At 54.2% G+C, this 18,297-nt stretch carries 17 protein-coding genes; 10 read left to right on the forward strand and 7 right to left on the reverse strand.

Annotation, left to right across the window (positions count from 1 at the left end):
• Position 1: 1 nt before the first annotated feature.
• Both EoCCA6_RS00760 and EoCCA6_RS00765 read left to right on the forward strand, forming a co-directional pair.
• Positions 2–259, forward strand: a complete 258-nt coding sequence (locus tag EoCCA6_RS00760) for a PAAR domain-containing protein (protein WP_152081012.1) — start codon at positions 2–4, stop codon at positions 257–259.
• Positions 259–1,626, forward strand: a complete 1,368-nt coding sequence (locus EoCCA6_RS00765; RefSeq protein ID WP_152081013.1) for a hypothetical protein — start codon at positions 259–261, stop codon at positions 1,624–1,626. The genes EoCCA6_RS00760 and EoCCA6_RS00765 overlap by 1 nt, the downstream gene beginning before the upstream one ends.
• Positions 1,627–1,680: 54 nt before the next feature.
• Here the strand turns inward: EoCCA6_RS00765 and EoCCA6_RS00770 are convergent, their stop codons facing one another.
• Positions 1,681–2,670 carry a 2-hydroxyacid dehydrogenase gene (locus EoCCA6_RS00770; RefSeq protein WP_152081014.1) on the reverse strand — a complete coding sequence of 330 codons (990 nt, stop codon included), beginning with the start codon at positions 2,668–2,670 and terminating at the stop codon, positions 1,681–1,683.
• Positions 2,671–2,880: 210 nt separating this feature from the next.
• Between EoCCA6_RS00770 and EoCCA6_RS00775 the strand changes: the two genes are divergently transcribed.
• The 3 genes from EoCCA6_RS00775 to EoCCA6_RS00785 are packed head-to-tail and all read left to right on the forward strand — an operon-like array spanning position 2,881 to position 6,039.
• On the forward strand, positions 2,881–5,520 hold the full coding sequence (locus EoCCA6_RS00775) for a YdbH family protein (RefSeq protein WP_152081015.1): 2,640 nt from the start codon (positions 2,881–2,883) through the stop codon (positions 5,518–5,520).
• Positions 5,517–5,708 (forward strand): YnbE family lipoprotein, encoded by a 192-nt coding sequence (locus EoCCA6_RS00780; protein WP_152081016.1) that lies wholly within the window; start codon positions 5,517–5,519, stop codon positions 5,706–5,708. Before EoCCA6_RS00775 ends, EoCCA6_RS00780 begins: the two co-directional genes overlap by 4 nt.
• A 7-nt stretch (positions 5,709–5,715) precedes the next feature.
• Positions 5,716–6,039, forward strand: coding sequence for a YdbL family probable chaperone protein (locus EoCCA6_RS00785; protein ID WP_152081017.1), 324 nt, complete (start codon positions 5,716–5,718; stop codon positions 6,037–6,039).
• Here EoCCA6_RS00785 and feaR read toward each other — a convergent pair whose 3' ends face one another.
• A complete protein-coding gene (feaR, locus tag EoCCA6_RS00790) occupies positions 6,040–6,951 on the reverse strand; it encodes a transcriptional regulator FeaR (RefSeq protein WP_152081018.1) in 912 nt (303 codons plus the stop codon). It abuts the gene before it with no gap.
• 241 nt (positions 6,952–7,192) lie between these two features.
• On the opposite strand from feaR, the gene EoCCA6_RS00795 reads away from it, so the two are divergent.
• Positions 7,193–8,692, forward strand: a complete 1,500-nt coding sequence (locus tag EoCCA6_RS00795) for an aldehyde dehydrogenase family protein (RefSeq protein ID WP_152081019.1) — start codon at positions 7,193–7,195, stop codon at positions 8,690–8,692.
• A 36-nt stretch (positions 8,693–8,728) separates the two neighbouring features.
• On the opposite strand, the gene EoCCA6_RS00800 is transcribed toward EoCCA6_RS00795, so the two are convergent.
• From EoCCA6_RS00800 to paaZ, 5 genes are all read right to left on the reverse strand, one after another.
• The gene (locus tag EoCCA6_RS00800; RefSeq protein ID WP_152081020.1) at positions 8,729–9,835 is read right to left on the reverse strand and encodes a GGDEF domain-containing protein; all 1,107 of its coding nucleotides are present in this window, start codon (positions 9,833–9,835) and stop codon (positions 8,729–8,731) included.
• A gap of 207 nt (positions 9,836–10,042) precedes the next feature.
• Positions 10,043–12,319: a primary-amine oxidase gene (tynA, locus tag EoCCA6_RS00805; RefSeq protein ID WP_152081021.1), complete on the reverse strand. Its 2,277-nt coding sequence runs from the start codon at positions 12,317–12,319 to the stop codon at positions 10,043–10,045.
• A 161-nt stretch (positions 12,320–12,480) separates the two neighbouring features.
• Positions 12,481–12,876 carry a hypothetical protein gene (locus EoCCA6_RS00810; protein ID WP_152081022.1) on the reverse strand — a complete coding sequence of 132 codons (396 nt, stop codon included), beginning with the start codon at positions 12,874–12,876 and terminating at the stop codon, positions 12,481–12,483.
• The gene (tssD, locus tag EoCCA6_RS21705; RefSeq protein WP_152084375.1) at positions 12,854–13,300 is read right to left on the reverse strand and encodes a type VI secretion system tube protein TssD; all 447 of its coding nucleotides are present in this window, start codon (positions 13,298–13,300) and stop codon (positions 12,854–12,856) included. Before tssD ends, EoCCA6_RS00810 begins: the two co-directional genes overlap by 23 nt.
• Positions 13,301–13,474: 174 nt before the next feature.
• The gene (gene paaZ / locus EoCCA6_RS00820) at positions 13,475–15,514 is read right to left on the reverse strand and encodes a phenylacetic acid degradation bifunctional protein PaaZ (RefSeq protein WP_152081023.1); all 2,040 of its coding nucleotides are present in this window, start codon (positions 15,512–15,514) and stop codon (positions 13,475–13,477) included.
• A gap of 285 nt (positions 15,515–15,799) precedes the next feature.
• On the opposite strand from paaZ, the gene paaA reads away from it, so the two are divergent.
• The 4 genes from paaA to paaD are packed head-to-tail and all read left to right on the forward strand — an operon-like array spanning position 15,800 to position 18,296.
• Positions 15,800–16,729: a 1,2-phenylacetyl-CoA epoxidase subunit PaaA gene (paaA, locus tag EoCCA6_RS00825; RefSeq protein WP_152081024.1), complete on the forward strand. Its 930-nt coding sequence runs from the start codon at positions 15,800–15,802 to the stop codon at positions 16,727–16,729.
• Between the two features lie 12 nt (positions 16,730–16,741).
• Positions 16,742–17,029, forward strand: coding sequence for a 1,2-phenylacetyl-CoA epoxidase subunit PaaB (gene paaB / locus EoCCA6_RS00830; RefSeq protein ID WP_003857353.1), 288 nt, complete (start codon positions 16,742–16,744; stop codon positions 17,027–17,029).
• Between the two features lie 8 nt (positions 17,030–17,037).
• On the forward strand, positions 17,038–17,784 hold the full coding sequence (gene paaC / locus EoCCA6_RS00835) for a 1,2-phenylacetyl-CoA epoxidase subunit PaaC (protein ID WP_152081025.1): 747 nt from the start codon (positions 17,038–17,040) through the stop codon (positions 17,782–17,784).
• Between the two features lie 14 nt (positions 17,785–17,798).
• Positions 17,799–18,296: a 1,2-phenylacetyl-CoA epoxidase subunit PaaD gene (paaD, locus tag EoCCA6_RS00840; RefSeq protein ID WP_152081026.1), complete on the forward strand. Its 498-nt coding sequence runs from the start codon at positions 17,799–17,801 to the stop codon at positions 18,294–18,296.
• Position 18,297 lies beyond the last annotated feature (1 nt).

Consider the following 18,297-nt stretch of genomic DNA (forward strand, 5'->3'; position numbering starts at 1 on the left):
AATGAAAGGTGTTATTAGATTAGGTGATCCGCTGGTAAGCGGTGGAAAAGTTATCAACGCATCCGGTGCTGATTTTATGGGTAAACCTGTCGCGCTTAAAGACGATTTAGTCGAGTGTCCTCTTCATAAGGGAACATTTGCAATATCTGAATGTGATCCTTCCTGGACAATGCACGGTCGCGGAGTCGTGATTGATAAATGCAAGGCTGAATGCGGTTGCGAAATAATATCAACCTTACCCGTTGCAGGAGTTGTCTGATGAAATGGTGGCTTTACCCTGAACAACCGGAACCGAATCGTAACGGGCTTCCATTGCTCGTTACCGGCACTGTTATGTTAGTTGTTATCATTATCTGTATTGGCATTCAGGCTGTTGTCTGGCCTGAAAATAAGCATGTGGATCTGTCATTTTTCTTGCGACCTGTGGTTTTTCCTTTTTTCCTTATGCTTGCATTGATCAATTTTGTATTGATATTTGAGAATACGGTCAGGCATTACTACGAAACAAGAGTTTACAACGAGAAAGTACGCGAGTATGGACTCAAACAATATGCCCATATGCGGTTGTTTCTGGCCGGATGGTCGACGTTAAGTACGCTCGATGAACCCGCGTTGAATATGCTTAAACTTGAGGGCGAGTTTCCTCTTTCACCGAAAACTCCTTTAACAATTCCACTGGAAGAGACGTTTGAGCTTACCCGCAATCAGCAGATTTTTAATCAACTGTTAACGCCACTGGTGGATAAATTAAAAGCATCCTGTAATGGCTTCAGGGCCTGTCTCTGGGTCCGCGGCGGGAATGAAAGCTGTAGTGAAGAATTAAAATATTCCTTAGAAAAGCTCAATATCCCGGCAACGGAAATCTCTTATCTGGCTGAATGTCCCGGCTACACGTTGTTAAATGAATGGATGAGGAGTGATTATGTAATCAAACGCCTGCTCATCATCATTGATATGCATGAGGAAGATAAACCGTCAAAATCGATGGAGAATGCAACGGCATTATTATTGACAAACAGTTATGGGAAAGTAGAAGGCGAAAAGACGATATATATTTTTCGTCCGATAACTGACATAACCGATCCGGAAGAAACGATACCTGTTTACCTTAAAACCGAGCAGGTGAAGGAACCAAAGACGTTATGGTATACCGGTTTAACTAAATCGCAAAAATATCCGCTGTTGAAGATATTAGACGACTGGAAAATGGCAACAAACAGGCTGGAGCTGGAAGGATCATTCGGTTCGTCAACGGAAGGTTATCGGTGGTTTGCGCTGGCTCTGGCGGCAGATGGCGTAAAATATGCTCAGGGCCCGCAATTCATTGCGGCGTCAACAGATAATAAACTATCACTGGTTGCCTTATCCTCAAAAATCCCCAAGGCATTAATAACAAAAGTTAATACCAGCTATCGTAGCCCGTGGGAAGCAGGGGGAATGTTTGGAGTTTGCACTATGGTGACTATTTTAATTGGGTTAGCAGCATTTGCTCCACAGGTTGTAGAGCATATGTCAGGATGGCTTTTTATATTTATTATCGTTCTGCCCTTATTTGTTGGGCTTACAACAGGAGCAGTATTGACATCGATCGCAGATAATAAAGCAGATCAAGATATGTGGTTATAACCAATGGCAGATAATATTGCAAAACGGCAACCCTCGGTTGCCGTTTATGTTTACCTACGCAATTGCGTTAGGGCACTCTTCACCGCTTTCCAGCTGCTGCAAATTCCCCAGTGTCGTTTCGGAAATGCTGATCAGCGCTTCGGCGGTCAGGAAGGCCTGATGACCGGTAAACAGCACATTATGACAGGCGGACAGACGACGGAACACGTCATCCTGAATTACGTCATTAGACTTATCTTCAAAGAACAGATCGCGTTCATTCTCATACACGTCCATGCCCAGTGCGCCAATTTTCTGCGTTTTCAGTGCTTCGATGGCGGCCTGAGAATCAATCAACCCCCCACGGCTGGTATTGATGATCATCACACCATCTTTCATCTGGTCAAATGCGGTCTGGTTGAGCAGATGATAGTTTTCCGGCGTCAGCGGGCAGTGCAGTGAGATCACGTCTGACTGGGAGAACAAGGTTGGCAGGTCGACATACTCTACGCCGAGATCCAGCGCAGCAGCGCTTGGGTAGGGATCAAATGCCAGCAGACGCATGCCAAAGCCTTTCAGAATGCGAAGGGCGGCCACACCGATTTTACCCGTACCGATAACGCCAGCAGTTTTACCGTACATGGTAAAGCCGGTCAGACCTTCCAGAGAAAAGTTGGCATCGCGGGTACGCTGATAAGCGCGGTGAATACGACGATTCAACGACATCATCATACCGATGGCGTGTTCGGCCACCGCTTCAGGCGAGTATGCCGGAACACGAACGACCTTCAGACCCAGCTCTTTCGCTGCGTCAAGATCCACGTTGTTGAAACCTGCACAACGCAGGGCAATATACTTCACCCCGTGTTTTTTCAACTCTTCCAGCACCGGGCGGCTACCGTCATCGTTCACAAAGATACAGACGCCTTCACAGCCGTGCGCCGTTTTGGCGGTTTTTTCGGTCAGCAGAAAGTCGAAAAATTCGAGATCGAATCCGTAATCCTCGTTAACATGTTGCAGATACTTTTTATCGTACTGCTTTGTGCTATATACCGCGAGTTTCATAAGACTTTCTCCAGTGATTTTGCATTCACGTTAGCATGATTAAAATAATCTTACAATTTATAAAATATTATTGAATTCAATAAGTTCTATGAATCATTGTAGAGCATCTATCCTTAAAAATGGCGTTCACTTCAACTGACTGGCTAAACATGCGACAATGATCGGCAATGTCGGCTTATTTTTCTCGCTAAATCAGGATATTAACCGCCCATGAAGGGTAAATACAAAGCCGCGATTGCGCTCTTACTGCTGTTGATACTCGTGCCGCTGACGCTGCTGATGACGCTTGCCCAGTGGGTGCCCACGCTTGCCGGGATCTGGCTGCCGGTGGGAACGCGTATCGCCTTTGAAAAAAGTCCCCGTCTGACGCGTCACTCCCTCCAGATCCCCGATCTCCGTTATCTGGTGGAAGACTGCGAAATTGCCCGAATCGACAATATCACCTTATCGCATCCCAGCCGTTGGAATCTCGATATTGGTGCGCTTGAGCTTAACTCGGCGTGCCTGAGTCAATTGCCCCAATCTGCGCCGTCAACCGTCGCGCCAAAAACGCTGGCGCAGTGGCAGGCCATTCTGCCCAACACCTGGCTGACTATTCATCGTCTGACGCTTGCGCCCTGGCAGCAGTGGCAGGGAGAACTGCGAGCCTCGTTGACGCCTGCCAGTCAGTCGCTGAGCTACAAAGGCGAGCAGGTGAGCATCAAAGGTCAACTGCGCGGTCAGATGCTCTCCATCAGTCAGTTTGATGTGCAACTTCCGAATCAACCTCAGCCGCTGAAACTGGTGGGTGAGTTTACAATGCCGCTCGTACCGGACGGTGTGCCGGTCAAAGGCCATGCGCTGGCAACCTTTAACGTGCCACAGATCGATTCGCTGGTCGATGCCGAACTGGACTGGGAGAACAGCCAGGGGCAACTGGTGGTCATGGCGCGGGATAATCCCGATCCGCTGCTCGATCTGCCGTGGCAAATCACCGCGCAGCAACTGACTATTAGCGATGGGCGCTGGAGCTGGCAACAGTCCGGGATGCCGCTGAGTGGACGCCTGGGCCTTAAGATCGACAACTGGCAACACGGGCTGGAGAAGGCCACTTTCGCCGGACGACTGAACGTATTAACCGAGGGCGATGCCGGTAAAGGTAACGCCGTTCTGAATATCGGGCCCGGCACGCTGAGCATGGAAAACAGCAACATGCCGCTGCATCTGAGCGGTGAAGCCAAACAAAACGATCTGATCCTCTATGCAAAACTCCCGGCCAGGCTGACGGGAAGCCTTAACGAGCCGCTGCTCACTTTCGAGCCAGGGGCGCTGCTGCGCTCGCGTGGTCGCATTATTAACTCGCTGGATATCGATGAAATACGCTGGCCGCTGGCAGGTGTAAAGCTGACGCAGAAGGGAGTGGATGGCCGTCTGCAGGCCATTTTACGGGCGCATGAAAACGAGATGGGGGATTTTGAACTTCATCTGGACGGCCAGGCCAGCGATTTTTTACCGGATAACGGCCTGTGGCAGTGGCGCTATTGGGGGAAAGGGAACTTCACGCCAATGAACGCGCGCTGGGATGTGGCGGGTAAAGGGGAGTGGCGTGATAACGTTATTGAGTTGACGGATCTCTCTACCGGCTTCGATAAACTCCAGTATGGCACCATGCTGGTCAGCAAACCGCGCCTGGCGCTGGACACGCCGGTGCGCTGGTATCGCGACCCTGACAGCCCGACATTTAGCGGCGCGTTATCGCTCAATGCCGGGCAAACGACATTTTCCGGCGGAAGCGTGCTACCTCCATCGGTACTGACTTTTCGCGTTGACGGCACTGACCCGACGATCTTCCAGTTCAAAGGCGATCTCCATGCCGATAAAATCGGGCCAGTGCGGGTGAATGGACGCTGGGATGGCGAGCGTCTGCGCGGGCAGGCCTGGTGGCCGAAACAGTCTCTCACCGTTTTCCAGCCTTTGCTTCCACCGGACTGGAAAATGACGTTGCGTGAAGGTTCGCTGTACGCGCAGGTGGCGTTCTCAGCGGCGGCGGAACAAGGTTTTGAAGCGGGTGGCCACGGCGTGCTGCAATCCGGCAGTGTGTGGATGCCCGATAACCAAATCAACGGCGTCGATTTTGTTCTGCCGTTCCGCTTTAGCGAGGGCACCTGGTCGCTGGGCACGCGTGGCCCCGTGACCTTACGCATTGGTGAAGTGCAAAACCTGGTAACCGCGCGCAATATCACGGCGGATTTGCAGGGTGATTATCCATGGTCAGAGAACCATCCTCTGTTGCTCTCCAACGTGAAGGTCGAGACGCTCGGCGGGAAGATCACTCTGCAGCAATTGCGTATGCCACAGCACGATCCGGCACTACTGCGCGTAGACAATATCTCCTCCAGCGAGCTTATCAGCGCCATCAATCCGAAGCAGTTCACTCTGTCTGGTCCGGTGAGCGGGGCGCTGCCATTCTGGCTGGACAATGAAAAATGGATCATCAAAGATGGCTGGTTAACCAACCCAGGGCCAATGACGCTGCGTATCGACAAAGACACGGCAGATGCCATTGTGAATGATAATATGGTGGCGGGGGCGGCGATTAACTGGCTACGCTATATGGAAATTTCCCGGTCATGGACGAAAATCAATCTGGATAATCTGGGTGAATTAACGATGCAGTCGACCCTTAAGGGAACCAGCCGCGTGGAAGGTAAAAGCGGCTCCGTGAACCTTAACTACACTCACGAAGAGAATGTTTTTACGCTCTGGCGCAGCCTGCGCTTTGGGGACAATCTGCAAACCTGGTTTGAGCAACATGCGACGATACCCGGTATCCGCAGTTCGGCTGGCAAGGAAAGTGAGGAACAACAATGAAAAAGAGGGCTGGTGTACTCACCGTCGCCGTTGTCGGGTTGCTGACAGGCTGTACGCCGCGCATTGAAGTCGCAGCGCCGAAAGAACCGATAACCATCAATATGAATGTCAAAATCGAACACGAGATCCATATCAAGGTCGATAAAGACGTTGAAGCCCTGCTGAAATCACGCAGCGATCTGTTCTGAGGACGCCATGAAACGACTCGCTTTAGCTTTGATTCTACTGGCGCTGGGGATGAACGTGCAGGCTGCAACGCTCACGCTGAACGACGCCCGTGCCCAGGGGCGTGTTGGCGAAACCCTGAGCGGCTATATCGCGCCGATTAAGCAGGATGCAGAAACGCTGGCGCTGGTGAAGCGTATTAACGCGGCACGCACGGAGAGCTACCAGCAACTGGCCGACAGCAATAATCTGCCTGTTGATGAAGTGGCGAAAATGGCGGGGCAAAAGCTGGTGGCACGCGCACAGCCGGGCGAATACGTGAAGGGTATTAACGGTAAGTGGCTGAAAAAATAGTTAGCGAAAACGCTTACGATATTCGCCAGGTGAGACGCCAAAACGTTGCTTAAAGGCCGTCGAAAAATGGCTGTGGTCAGAAAAACCCCAGCTAAAACCAATTCCCGCCAGTTTTTCGTCATCGCTGGCGGTGCGCAGTACCTGAGCGCACAGGTCGAGACGACGATTCTTAATGTACTGGGCGACCACCAGACCTTTATCGGCAAACATACGGTATAAGCTGCGCACCGACATGCCGCTCTCCGCGGCAATCCACTCCGGGCGCAATGCTTCAGACTGGATATGGTCATCAATCAGAGCAAGCACGTTGCGGAACTGACGCTCCTTGCGCGGCGGCTGCGCGGGCTCACGTTGCACAAACGCCGGACGCAGCAGACAGACCATCGCTGCCAGCGCGGCTTCGCTCTCAAGATCGCTCAAATCAGGATTTCCCATACTCTCCTGCAACAGTCGGTGGCTCAGTTGCACGGTAGGTAATGTGCGTGGGAGGGGCAGCGCACAGTGCACCTCCTGGAAACGGTATTGTTGCTCAACAATCTGGCGGGGCAGCAGAAGTGAAATCTGGCGCGATTTGTCGTGCCAGGATATCGAGCAGGGGCGCGATGCGTCGAGAAGGGTAATGTCACCGGTTTTAAGAATGGCGCGACGGTCGTCCTGTTCAATTTCCGCGCTTCCTTCCAGCTGGAACACGGTATAGAACCAGGCATCATTGCCGTTTTTAATCTCATGGCGGCTACGGAACAGGTTTACGCCAGCGGTGGTCACGGTGCTTAACTTCAGACTACGGGCGTAGCTGGTCTCCAGTTCGCCAATAAACTTACCCTCCAGCGGACGGGCCGCAAAGCGTCCACACACCTGGTTTATTTGCGCCAGCCACTGTTGATATTTTTCCTGTTCGCTTGCACACGCCATTGTTTATCCCGATGCATCGTCAATGTTTTTGCATTGTTGCATTTATGTTGCAATTTGTCAGAGCCATGAGGCTGACTATAGGAAAGAACACTCACTGGTAACAGCGTAATAAGCGGGAATTATCACGAATTGCGGAGCCTGTCACAGGTGGCAAAGCGAATGTCACACAGACAAAAGCGGGAATGCGAAAGCCCTCGTAGACTGCATTAACACCCTGCGAAGAATAACAAAGGAGTTCCCGATGTCTGAATCACAGGTAGCCGTCCTGCCTGCCGTACAGCAGTTTTTAGACCGACACCACGGCCTGTGGATTGAAGGCCGCCAGGTGGCGTCAGAGAGCGAGAAGCGCCTGAATATCTTCAACCCGGCCACGGGCGAGGTTATTGCGTCGACGGCGGATGCGAGCGTGGACGATGTGGATCGCGCTGTGATGTCTGGCTGGCGTGCCTTTGTGGCCCGAAGCTGGGCGGGAAAATTACCGGCGGAGCGTGAGCGCATCCTGCTGCGTTTTGCCGATCTGCTGGAACAGCACAGCGAAGAACTGGCGCAGCTTGAAACGCTGGAGCAGGGGAAATCCATTAACATTTCCCGCGCCTTTGAAGTGGGCTGTACCCTGAACTGGATGCGTTATACCGCCGGGCTAACCACCAAAATTGCGGGCAAAACCCTCGATCTTTCGATTCCCCTGCCGCAGGGCGCGCGCTACCAGGCGTGGACACGAAAAGAGCCGGTTGGCGTGGTGGCCGGAATTGTGCCGTGGAATTTCCCCCTGATGATCGGCATGTGGAAAGTCATGCCTGCGCTGGCGGCTGGCTGCTCCATTGTGATTAAACCGTCTGAAACCACGCCGCTGACCATGTTGCGCGTGGCGGAGCTGGCAAGTGAAGCCGGTGTACCGGACGGTGTATTCAATGTTGTTACCGGCAGTGGTGCCGTCTGCGGCGCGGCGCTGACCTCGCACCCGCGCATTGCCAAAGTGAGCTTTACCGGTTCGACCGCCACGGGCAAGCAGATTGCACGAACGGCGGCGGATACATTAACGGGCGTAACGCTGGAGCTGGGAGGTAAAAACCCGGCGATCGTGCTGAAAGATGCCGATCCCGCGTGGGTCATTGAAGGGCTGATGACCGGAAGTTTCCTCAATCAGGGGCAGGTATGCGCGGCCAGTTCCCGTATCTATATTGAAGCGCCGTTGTTCGATACGCTGGTGAGCGGGTTTGAACAGGCAGTGAAATCCCTGAGCGTCGGGCCGGGCATGTCGCCGCAGGCGTTTATTAACCCGCTGGTTTCCCGTGCCCACTGCGACAAAGTGCAGACTTTCCTTGATGAGGCGACGTCGCGCAATGCGGAGCTGATCACCGGTAATAAAGGGCCGGAAGGGAACGGTTATTACGTCTCGCCGACGCTGGTGGTGAACCCGAATGCCAGTCTGCGACTGACCCGCGAAGAGGTGTTCGGCCCGGTGGTTAACCTGGTGCGCGTGGCCGACGGGGAAGAGGCGCTGGCACTGGCGAACGATACCGAATACGGGCTGACGGCCAGCGTCTGGACGCAAAATATCAGCAAAGCGCTGGAGTACACCGACAGGCTGCAGGCCGGAACGGTGTGGGTGAACAGCCACACGCTGATCGACGCTAACCTGCCATTCGGCGGTATGAAGCAGTCCGGCACCGGGCGCGACTTCGGCCCGGACTGGCTGGACGGCTGGTGTGAAACCAAATCGGTATGTGTTCGCTACTGATATCTGGCCGGGTCGCGCTTTGTTGACCCGGCAGGCTTATCGTGACCAGCGATCCCGTCCGGCCTCTTTCGCCCGATAAAGCGCCGCATCGGCGCGGGCGATAATCTCTGTACCAGCCAGACCTTCGGCCATTTCCGCAATTCCCATGCTGACAGTGACATAATCGCTGACCTTTGAGGCAACATGTGGCACTGCCGCTTTGCGTAGACTTTCCTGAATACGTGCAGCAATCTGCTCGGCCATTTTCGCCGGACAATCAAAGAGGATCACCACAAACTCTTCGCCGCCGTAGCGGGAAACGACATCATCAGGCGTCCGCACCGACGTTTTTAGCACCTGCGCCACGCGCGTCAGACACTCGTCTCCCGATTGATGGCCATATGTGTCGTTGTAGAGTTTGAAGTAATCGACATCCAGCATAATCAGTGAGAACTTTTTTTTCTGCTCGACGGCATTTTCCAGCACCAGTTCCATCGATCGGCGGTTCGCGGTTTTGGTCAACGGGTCCTGATGGGCCAGCGCATCCAGGCGCGAAATCAACAGCTGATTCTGCTGGTTACGTCGCCAGGCCTCTTCAAACCAGCTTAAGAGTATAAAGCGGCCGCAGATAAGGATGAGGGTAAAAACACCCCAGACGCCAGCAAACCGAATATTAACCCCATGGTTCAGCGTCATGCTGGCGATTGGCAGTGAGAGCCAGAGGGGGAGAATAAAACACAGCAGTCCCGCCGGGTAAAAATAGAGTGCGGTCATTCCCGCCATCAATAATGTGATAAACATCGGCCACGCATGGGGAAGCTGTAATTCGGTAATAAACCAATAGCAACAGACTGACCAGATCAGGCTGCATAAGAACAGAACAACGCTAATACCGGGGATGTGCCGCCAGATCATGATGATTAAGGCGACGGACAGCACAATGATCCCCAGCATTGATGCATCGACAACCAGAATAAGTTGCTGACGTACACGCAAAAGGGTGTCGATATCACCGAACAACATATTGCGCAGCAAGAGCATGAGGGCAAAGCTGACGTTCACAAACGCCAGCCATGGGAGGTTCATCACCAGCCCGTGCAGTACCATTGATTTGCGCGTGGGCCAGGTGGCCAGCTCTGGTGCCGTTGTGTGTCGTTTTTCCATAAAAATTGTTTTCCTGAAACGGGCGGAAGATCCGCCCGTAAATACGCGTTACGGTGTCACAATGTGGTCGCCAAAAAACTTCTCTGGTGTCCTGGCTGAAAATGTTTCAAGAGATGCAAAGGGAATACGCGAGGTAAAATAACTATAATCTGGATGCGGTATACAGCAAGTCAGCCGATGAAAACCGGGCATTGCGCCCGGTCTGTTTTATTTCTGTTCGTCTTTCTTCTTGCCGAGCGTTGGTGTCTCGTCAAAGAAGTTCCACGGTTTGAGCAGGGTATGAACCCACTCCGTTGGCATGATAGGCCACTCTTCGGCGCGGGCGACGTGGGTTGTTCCCGTTGTCATCCAGACGACGTCGTCCTGGTCGTTCAGCGACTCGTTATCCTTGCTGTACTGGCCTAGCCCCGTGTCATGCGTCGAACGGTTCGGGAATTTCCCTTCCGGGTACAGCTCATTCTGATGATAACGCGTCACCCACAGTTGCTTATCCATAAAGCTCAGACGGTGGTAAATCCATTCGTCCGGGGCGAATTTCGCGCCGGTGGCGACCGGATGTGTCCCCCCTGCATACGGGATAATCTGATACGAAACCGGGTTACCCATGCGGTTCTCTTTGCTGGTGTTGCTCAGCAGGCGAATCGTGCCGGGGTCAAATTTCTGCGCTGCCTGCTGCTCGGTATCAATGTCGTACTGATTGACCTGCATGGTACTGGTACGTGGGCCGCCCGCCGTGTTTGGCTTCACTTCAGGGTCCATCGCCACCAGTTTGTTGTTAATACCATCCACGTCCAGATCCAGGCGGAAGTTATAGATATGCTGGTGCGTGGTGCCCACAATATTATGGTCGATCAGTGTTCCGTATCGGGTGTCATCTTTGGCGGTGGCATCGTGCATGGTTTTTGCCATAACGCCTTTTACCGCTTCAATACCGGTTGCACCGGCATCAATGCCAATGGTGCCATTTTCGTGGAACACCCAGTCGAAGATATAGTCGTAATTACCCACGGTGCTTACCCAGCGCACCACCAGTTCGCGACGTTCGGTGCTGACGTTTGGCTGGCCCATCTCCTGGTGCTTATACTCCGGCCCGGCATAGCGCTCGAAGATAGCGATCGCGCGAGGGATTTCCATCGGCGTGCCGGTGTAATCCGGGATGGTTTCATTGAGCAGCACGGCGTTAGACGGCACATCTTTGCCGCGTACCAGCGGGGAGGTCAGGGTGCCCATGCCGTAGTCGCCGGAATCCAGATAGGCTTTGAAATACCAGCCCACGTCCGGATCGCCGTAGGGAACGATCATCCCGCCAAGCGATCCCTGATACATAATCTGCCGCTTTTTGCCGTTGTCGTTGTAGGTTACGGTAGAAATCATCGGGCCGACGCGGGAGTCCAGGCTCAGGTGGAAATCCCAGTTCTGCCAGTGCACCATATCACCGGTGATCGTGTAGTTCTTGCCTTCTGGTTCGATGATCTCCAGCGGTTTTTTCGCCGTTTCTACGCGATCGCGGCCGTCATAAGGCCGCGGGGTGAGCGGAACCGGCACCACCGGACCTTCTTCAATTTTCTGGATTTTTTTCTGCTCCAGATCAACCACGGCGACCAGGTTTTCAATCGGATGCGCCCAGTAGTTACCGTCGCCCACATCCAGATAGCTCACCACTTTCAGCAGGCGATCTTCCTGCCTGAGACCGTCTTTGCCGTCAAAGTAGCCGACGGTCAGCGGCGTGGTGATCACTTTCTTCGTGTCGGTAATACCGCGTTTTTTCAGCACGTCGGCAAACTCTGTGCTCTCGTTAATGATCTGCTGAACGGCGGTAAAATCATCCAGCAGCACCATGCCATGTGCGTCTTTGACGGGCTCCTGGCGCAGGATTTTTTTCTCTTTCAGATCCACGAGGCTTTCAATTACATGTTTGCCATCCAGCATGGTGATATTCGCCTGACGTGGAGCGTCAACAGCGGTGCCGTTCAGCACGAAGTCCCAGACTTTGGTTTTTTCCGGCTCGGCAAGGGCGATCTGGGTAAAGCGGGTATTCGGTTTAAAATCCGCAGAGGCTTTTACAATCTCTACGGCCTGCTTAATTTCGTCAGCCGTCAGTGCGTTTAACGGGTGAGGGCGTTTTTCCACCTGAAATGTCTGGTCGAGACCGGACTGAAAAACATCGTTGATGAAGGTCTCAGAGATAAAGGCTTTTTTGTTTTTCATCACCACCGGCACCTGTAGCGTCAGGGGCTTGCCGTTGACGATCGCGGTTTTCGCGCCCGGTTTGACCTTCACAAAGGCACCGTCTTTGGCGATGGTGAACATCTGAGCGTAATCATCCCACTGCACGTCCGCGCCAAATTCCTGCAGCGTTTTGTCCATCGGAACCATATGCGCTTCGCCGCCGTGGGCGAAAACAGGGGATTGCCAGGCGCAACACAGCGCAACGGCCATAGCCAGTGCCGTTCTACGGGCAGAAAAAGAAGAATTGCTTCCCATCGCAGACCTCATCTTGTTGTGTTTATTGTGTTGTGACAGCCTTATCCTGACAGGAGCCCACGCAAAACGTTTGCCTGCATCTGCCAGGTTGTTTGTCAGTCTTGCCAGGTTAAAAAAAGACCGGGAGTGGATCACATCCCGGTTAACGTGAAATGTCGTGTTCAGTGCGGTGAGCTATCAAGATGTATGCGTACGTCATAACCAACTGTTGTGAAAGAGTACACATTGCCGTGAACGCGTAGATAAATCTCTCCGTCTGTTGCTGTGGCCGTGGCCTTTTCATCATTGGTGATCATGACAGGTTTGATGTCTTTAACGTGAGACATGAACTCTTCGGTGCTTTTTCTCGCATCATAGAGATAAAAGTGAAATGTATCCCTGGATAGTGAGCTAGCCTCTACCTGGGTGATGTACAGGGTTAATTGATCATTAACTTTAATCTCCCCCCGTAAATTTTCATACACGGTAAACAGATCGCGGAACGGGTATACAATAAAACCCAGGAAAATCAAAAAAAGCAGCCCGACTCGCCAGTTAAAATCCCGACTTTCGCGCATAATCTATTCCCGTCCTTATCCATAACTGATCAACCGGATCATCGCCGTATGAATTACCATCCTGGTATTTTGCGAATTCTACCGGATCGCTTGTGCCAGCGAGAATCTGTGCGGTACCCGCACCACGTAACAATACTCCATCTGGAATGCCCGCAGCCGCACCGACAGCACCGTAATTAAGTGTTTGTCCAGTCGCTACGGCTTTCATCAAATAAGGGGAAGAGGAGTCAATCTCTTTTTGAAAAATGACAGGAGCGTGGCTGCGTTTACTGGTAATTTTTCCAGTCAATGGATCTGTTGGCTGGCGTAGGTTATGAGTAAAACCAGATACTTCAATGCTCCCCTCACGGCCACGGACATCTACCGAGCCTGTGATTTTTGCGCCGCCATCGTCAGTTAAGAAAAGATAAACAGGAATTGCCATATATCTATCATCCATGTGATTTCACCGGGGAACATTCCCGGACGCAAATCATATCCCTGCATTCTGTATGGTCAATTTCTGTAGTGTTTCTGGTTGTAAGTTAAACAAGTTGTTCAGTCTGGATGGTTTGGTTACCCAAAGCCATCCAGACCATCTTTCTCTCTTATACTTGCCTTACAAGTCACCCTGCTGGCGTGCCACCAGCGTCAGAATGGAGTAGAGCGCAACCGCCTGGTGATGCTGGTTGAAGATCTCCACGGACCACTCCACCACGCCGGTCGGTTTCTCGTCGGCGCTGCGCTGTTTCTTCAGCGTTTTACGTTTACAGGTCAGGCGTACCTGAATGGTGTCGCCCGGTTTAACCGGCTCGATGAAGCGCAGGTTTTCCATGCCGTAGTTGGCGATCACAGGCCCCACGCCCGCATCGACAAACAGCCCGGCGGCAGCGGAAATCAGGAAGTAACCGTGTACCACGCGCTCGCCAAAGATCGACTCAGCCGCACCAATCTTGTCCATGTGAGCGTAGAAATGGTCTCCGCTCAGGCAGGCAAAATTAACGATATCCGCTTCCGTCAGGGTTCGCCGCGGCGTCAGCAGGCTGTCGCCAGGCTGCAGCTCCTCGAAGTATTTGCGGAACGGATGAACGCGATCTTCCTGCACCTTTGCGCCCCGTACCCACTGCTTGCCGATGGCGGCCAGCATTGTCGGACTGCCCTGAATGGCGGTGCGCTGGAGGTAGTGCTTCACGGCGCGCAGCCCGCCCAGCTCCTCACCACCGCCCGCACGTCCCGGACCACCGTGTACCAGCTGCGGCAGAGGAGAACCGTGCCCGGTCGACTCTTTGGACGATTCTTCGTTGAGGATCTGAATACGTCCGTGTGAACGCGCAGCCCCGGCAATAAACTGGCGAGCAGTCCCCGGATCAGCCGTCACCAGCGTTCCCGCCAGACTACCGCCGCCCGCGCGGGCAAGCTGCAACGCGTGGTCTGCGTTGCGATACGGCATCAGCGTGGCGACGGGGCCGAAGGCTTCGGTAGCATGCACGGCTGGCGTTTCGTCCGGCTGTGGACAGAAAAGCAGCGTTGGCGGGAAGAATGCACCGGCCGCCCGCAAATCCGCTTTGCCACCCAGACGGATCTGGCAGCCTGCGGCAACCAGAGAGTCCACTTTTTCCTGTACGTCGGCGCGCTGATCGCTGTTGACCAGTGCGCCCATCTTCACACCGTCCTGTGCCGGATCGCCCATTACCACCTTTTCCAGCCGCGCAATCAGCGCCTGGCTGACGGCTTCCGTCTGGCTTTGCGGAACGATGATGCGGCGAATGGCGGTACATTTTTGTCCGGCTTTGGCGGTCATCTCGCGCACCACTTCGCGGATAAACAGGGCAAATTCCGGTTGCTCTGGCGTAACGTCTTCACCCAGCACGCAGCAGTTCAGGGAGTCGGCCTCCATGGTGAAGGGAATGGCGTTCGCCACAATATTCGGGTGAATGCGCAGGCTCTGGCCGGTGGAGGCGGAGCCGGTGAAGGTCACCACGTCCTGGCTGTCGAGATGGCTCAGCAGATCGCCCGCACCGCCGCAGATCAGACTGATGGCACCGTCCGGCACCAGACCGCTTTCCACGATGGATTTCACCATCGCTTGGGTCACCTGCGCGGTAGCGGTCGCGGGTTTGATAATGGCGGACATCCCGGCAAGCCAGGTCGGTGCCAGTTTTTCCAGCATGCCCCAGCAGGGGAAGTTAAAGGCGTTGATATGCACCGCCACGCCGGATTTTGAGGTTAATACGTGGCGTGCCGCAAAGCCGCCTTCTTTCGACAGGGGGATCAGCTCGTCTTCCGGCCACAGCGTGTCGTCCGGCAGTTCACGGCTGCCGAGGCTGGCGTAGGTGAAAAGCGTACCGATCCCGCCTTCGATATCCACCCAGCTATCGGCCCTGGTTGCCCCGGTCTGGGCAGACAGCGCGTAAAACTGTTCTTTCTGGCTGAGCAGATGTTTCGCCACCGCCTTCAGCATGGCGGCGCGTTCAATAAAACTCATTGCACGAAGTGCTTCACCGCCGTGTTCAATGGCGTAACGGCGAGCGGCTGCCATATCCAGCCCTTCGCTGGTCACGGTCCATAAGGCTTCGCCGCTAATGGCGTGATGAATGTTGCGTTCGCGGCCCCGGCCAGACTGCCAGGCACCGGACAAGAAGCTGGCTAACTGCTGCATCGCTTATCTCCAGATGTTACGTGATTTCACTATAGATAGTTTAATCATGAATCATAAAAATCAAGCTGAGTTTTAATGAATTGTTAACATTGTGATCTGGCTTGTTGGGATGAAACCGCCAACACTCCAGAATTCAAGGCATTTGCGAAAAGCCTTGCGAGCGACATCACAAAATAAACAAACACTCCTTGGGGTTATGTTTAACCTTTGTGTAACTTTTACGAAACAAAGTGATTCGTATTGTCGCGATGTTAAATGTTTTGGTGAATCATAAAGGGTGAGGGTGTGATGCAAGAACAACGCTTTGAGCAGCGCATAGCGCAGGAGACGGCCATTGAGCCTCAGGACTGGATGCCGGATGCCTACCGCAAAACGCTGATCCGCCAGATCGGTCAGCATGCACACTCCGAAATTGTCGGCATGCTGCCGGAAGGAAACTGGATCACCCGTGCGCCAACGCTCAGGCGTAAAGCGATCCTGCTGGCAAAAGTGCAGGACGAAGCCGGACACGGCCTGTATCTCTACAGCGCAGCAGAAACGCTCGGCTGCGCGCGGGAAGACATCTACCAGAAGATGCTCGACGGCAAGATGAAATACTCCTCCATCTTCAATTACCCGACGCTCAGTTGGGCCGATATCGGGGTGATTGGCTGGCTGGTGGACGGCGCGGCCATCGTCAACCAGGTGGCGCTGTGCCGCACCTCCTACGGCCCGTATGCCCGCGCGATGGTGAAAATCTGCAAAGAGGAGAGTTTCCACCAGCGGCAGGGCTTTGAAGCCTGTATGGCGCTGGCGCAGGGCAGTGAATCCCAGCGTCAGATGCTGCAGGACGCCATCAACCGTTTCTGGTGGCCCGCGCTGATGATGTTCGGGCCAAACGATGACAACTCGCCAAACAGCGCTCGCAGCCTGGCCTGGAAAATCAAACGCTTTGGTAACGATGAGCTTCGTCAGCGTTTTGTGGATAACACCGTCCCACAGGTGGAAATGCTCGGCATGACCGTGCCGGACGCGGATCTGCGTTTCGACGAAGAGAGCGGACACTACCGCTTCGGTGAGATCGACTGGCACGAATTTGAGGAAGTGATTAACGGGCGCGGCATCTGTAACCACGAACGTCTGGCGGCGAAACGTAAAGCCTGGGACGACGGGGCGTGGGTACGCGAAGCCGCCCTGGCTCACGCAGAAAAACAACGTGCCCGTCAGGCCGCATAAGAGGAAAGAGCAATGAGCAATGTCTACTGGCCGTTATATGAAGTTTTTGTGCGATCCAAACAGGGTTTGTCCCATCGTCATGTGGGCAGCCTGCATGCTGCTGACGATCGCATGGCGCTGGAGAACGCGCGAGACGCCTACACCCGTCGCAGCGAAGGCTGTTCCATCTGGGTAGTGAAGGCGAGCGAAATCGTGGCTTCACAACCGGAAGAGAGCGGTGAATTCTTCGACCCGGCGGAAAGCAAGGTTTATCGCCATCCGACGTTTTACACCATCCCTGATGGCATCGAGCACATGTGAGGTTGGGGATGAAAACAGTATCTGCATATGCCCTGCGTCTGGGCGACAACGGTCTGGTGCTCTCCCAGCGTCTGGGGGCCTGGTGTGGCCACGCGCCGGAGCTGGAAATTGATCTCGCGCTCGCCAATATCGGCCTCGACCTGCTGGGGCAGGCGCGCAATTTCCTGACCTATGCCGCCGAACAGGAAGGCAAGGGCGACGAAGACACGCTGGCCTTTGGCCGCGATGAGCGGCAGTTCCACAATCTACTGCTGGTGGAGCAGCCAAACGGCAGCTTCGCCGACACCATCGCCCGCCAGTATTTCATGGACGCCTGGAACGTCGCGCTGTACGAGCGCCTGATCCACAGCAGCGACAGCCAGATTGCCGCCATCGCTGCAAAAGCGATTAAAGAGGCGCGCTATCACCTGCGCTTTAGCCGCGGCTGGCTGGTGCGTCTGGGGGACGGCACCGAAGCCTCCTCGCTAAAAATGCAGCAGGCGGTAGACAACCTGTGGCGCTTTACGGCCGAGCTGTTCGAGGCCGATGACGTTGAGCTGGAACTGATTGCCTCCGGCGTGGCGGTTGACCCGCGCACCCTGCGCCAGCCGTGGGAAAACGAAGTGTTTGCCGGTCTGAATGACGCCACCCTGAATGTGCCTTCTGAAGTGGCGTATCGCACGGGTGGCAAGAAAGGGCTGCATACCGAACATCTGGGGCCGATGCTGGCAGAGATGCAATATCTCCAGCGCGTCTACCCAGGCCAGCAGTGGTAAGTGCGGAGGTCGCAATGCAACGTTTTGCTGAGATTGCCCCTGCGGAGATCCCGCAGATCTGGTCGCTGTTAAGCCAGATCCCGGACCCGGAAGTCCCCGTGCTGACCATTACCGATCTGGGCATGGTGCGCAGCGTGAAAGCGCAGGGCGAGGGCTGGGTTATCGGCTTCACACCAACCTATTCAGGCTGTCCGGCCACGGAACATCTGCTGGGTGCCATTCGTGAAACGATGACCGCGCATGGCTTTGCCCCGGTGCATATCGTGCTGCAGCTTGATCCCGCGTGGACCACCGACTGGATGACTGCCGATGCCCGTGAACGTCTGCGCCAGTATGGCATCAGCCCGCCCGTGGGCCATAGCTGCCACGCGCATGCACCTGCAGAGGTGAGCTGCCCGCGCTGTGCCAGCACCGATACCTCGCTTATCAGTGAATTTGGCTCAACGGCCTGCAAAGCGCTCTATCGCTGCAATACCTGCCGTGAGCCCTTCGACTATTTCAAATGCATCTGAG

Source organism: Enterobacter oligotrophicus (assembly GCF_009176645.1).
Classification (GTDB): domain Bacteria; phylum Pseudomonadota; class Gammaproteobacteria; order Enterobacterales; family Enterobacteriaceae; genus Enterobacter; species Enterobacter oligotrophicus.

Bases quoted from the DNA above. Each gene is read 5' to 3' on its own strand.
- EoCCA6_RS00760 (WP_152081012.1), top strand. From the start codon at position 2: ATGAAAGGTGTTATTAGATTAGGTGATCCGCTGGTAAGCGGTGGAAAA.
- EoCCA6_RS00765 (WP_152081013.1), top strand. From the start codon at position 259: ATGAAATGGTGGCTTTACCCTGAACAACCGGAACCGAATCGTAACGGG.
- EoCCA6_RS00770 (WP_152081014.1), bottom strand. From the start codon at position 2,670: ATGAAACTCGCGGTATATAGCACAAAGCAGTACGATAAAAAGTATCTG.
- EoCCA6_RS00775 (WP_152081015.1), top strand. From the start codon at position 2,881: ATGAAGGGTAAATACAAAGCCGCGATTGCGCTCTTACTGCTGTTGATA.
- EoCCA6_RS00780 (WP_152081016.1), top strand. From the start codon at position 5,517: ATGAAAAAGAGGGCTGGTGTACTCACCGTCGCCGTTGTCGGGTTGCTG.
- EoCCA6_RS00785 (WP_152081017.1), top strand. From the start codon at position 5,716: ATGAAACGACTCGCTTTAGCTTTGATTCTACTGGCGCTGGGGATGAAC.
- feaR (WP_152081018.1), bottom strand. From the start codon at position 6,951: ATGGCGTGTGCAAGCGAACAGGAAAAATATCAACAGTGGCTGGCGCAA.
- EoCCA6_RS00795 (WP_152081019.1), top strand. From the start codon at position 7,193: ATGTCTGAATCACAGGTAGCCGTCCTGCCTGCCGTACAGCAGTTTTTA.
- EoCCA6_RS00800 (WP_152081020.1), bottom strand. From the start codon at position 9,835: ATGGAAAAACGACACACAACGGCACCAGAGCTGGCCACCTGGCCCACG.
- tynA (WP_152081021.1), bottom strand. From the start codon at position 12,319: ATGGGAAGCAATTCTTCTTTTTCTGCCCGTAGAACGGCACTGGCTATG.
- EoCCA6_RS00810 (WP_152081022.1), bottom strand. From the start codon at position 12,876: ATGCGCGAAAGTCGGGATTTTAACTGGCGAGTCGGGCTGCTTTTTTTG.
- tssD (WP_152084375.1), bottom strand. From the start codon at position 13,300: ATGGCAATTCCTGTTTATCTTTTCTTAACTGACGATGGCGGCGCAAAA.
- paaZ (WP_152081023.1), bottom strand. From the start codon at position 15,514: ATGCAGCAGTTAGCCAGCTTCTTGTCCGGTGCCTGGCAGTCTGGCCGG.
- paaB (WP_003857353.1), top strand. From the start codon at position 16,742: ATGAGCAATGTCTACTGGCCGTTATATGAAGTTTTTGTGCGATCCAAA.
- paaC (WP_152081025.1), top strand. From the start codon at position 17,038: ATGAAAACAGTATCTGCATATGCCCTGCGTCTGGGCGACAACGGTCTG.
- paaD (WP_152081026.1), top strand. From the start codon at position 17,799: ATGCAACGTTTTGCTGAGATTGCCCCTGCGGAGATCCCGCAGATCTGG.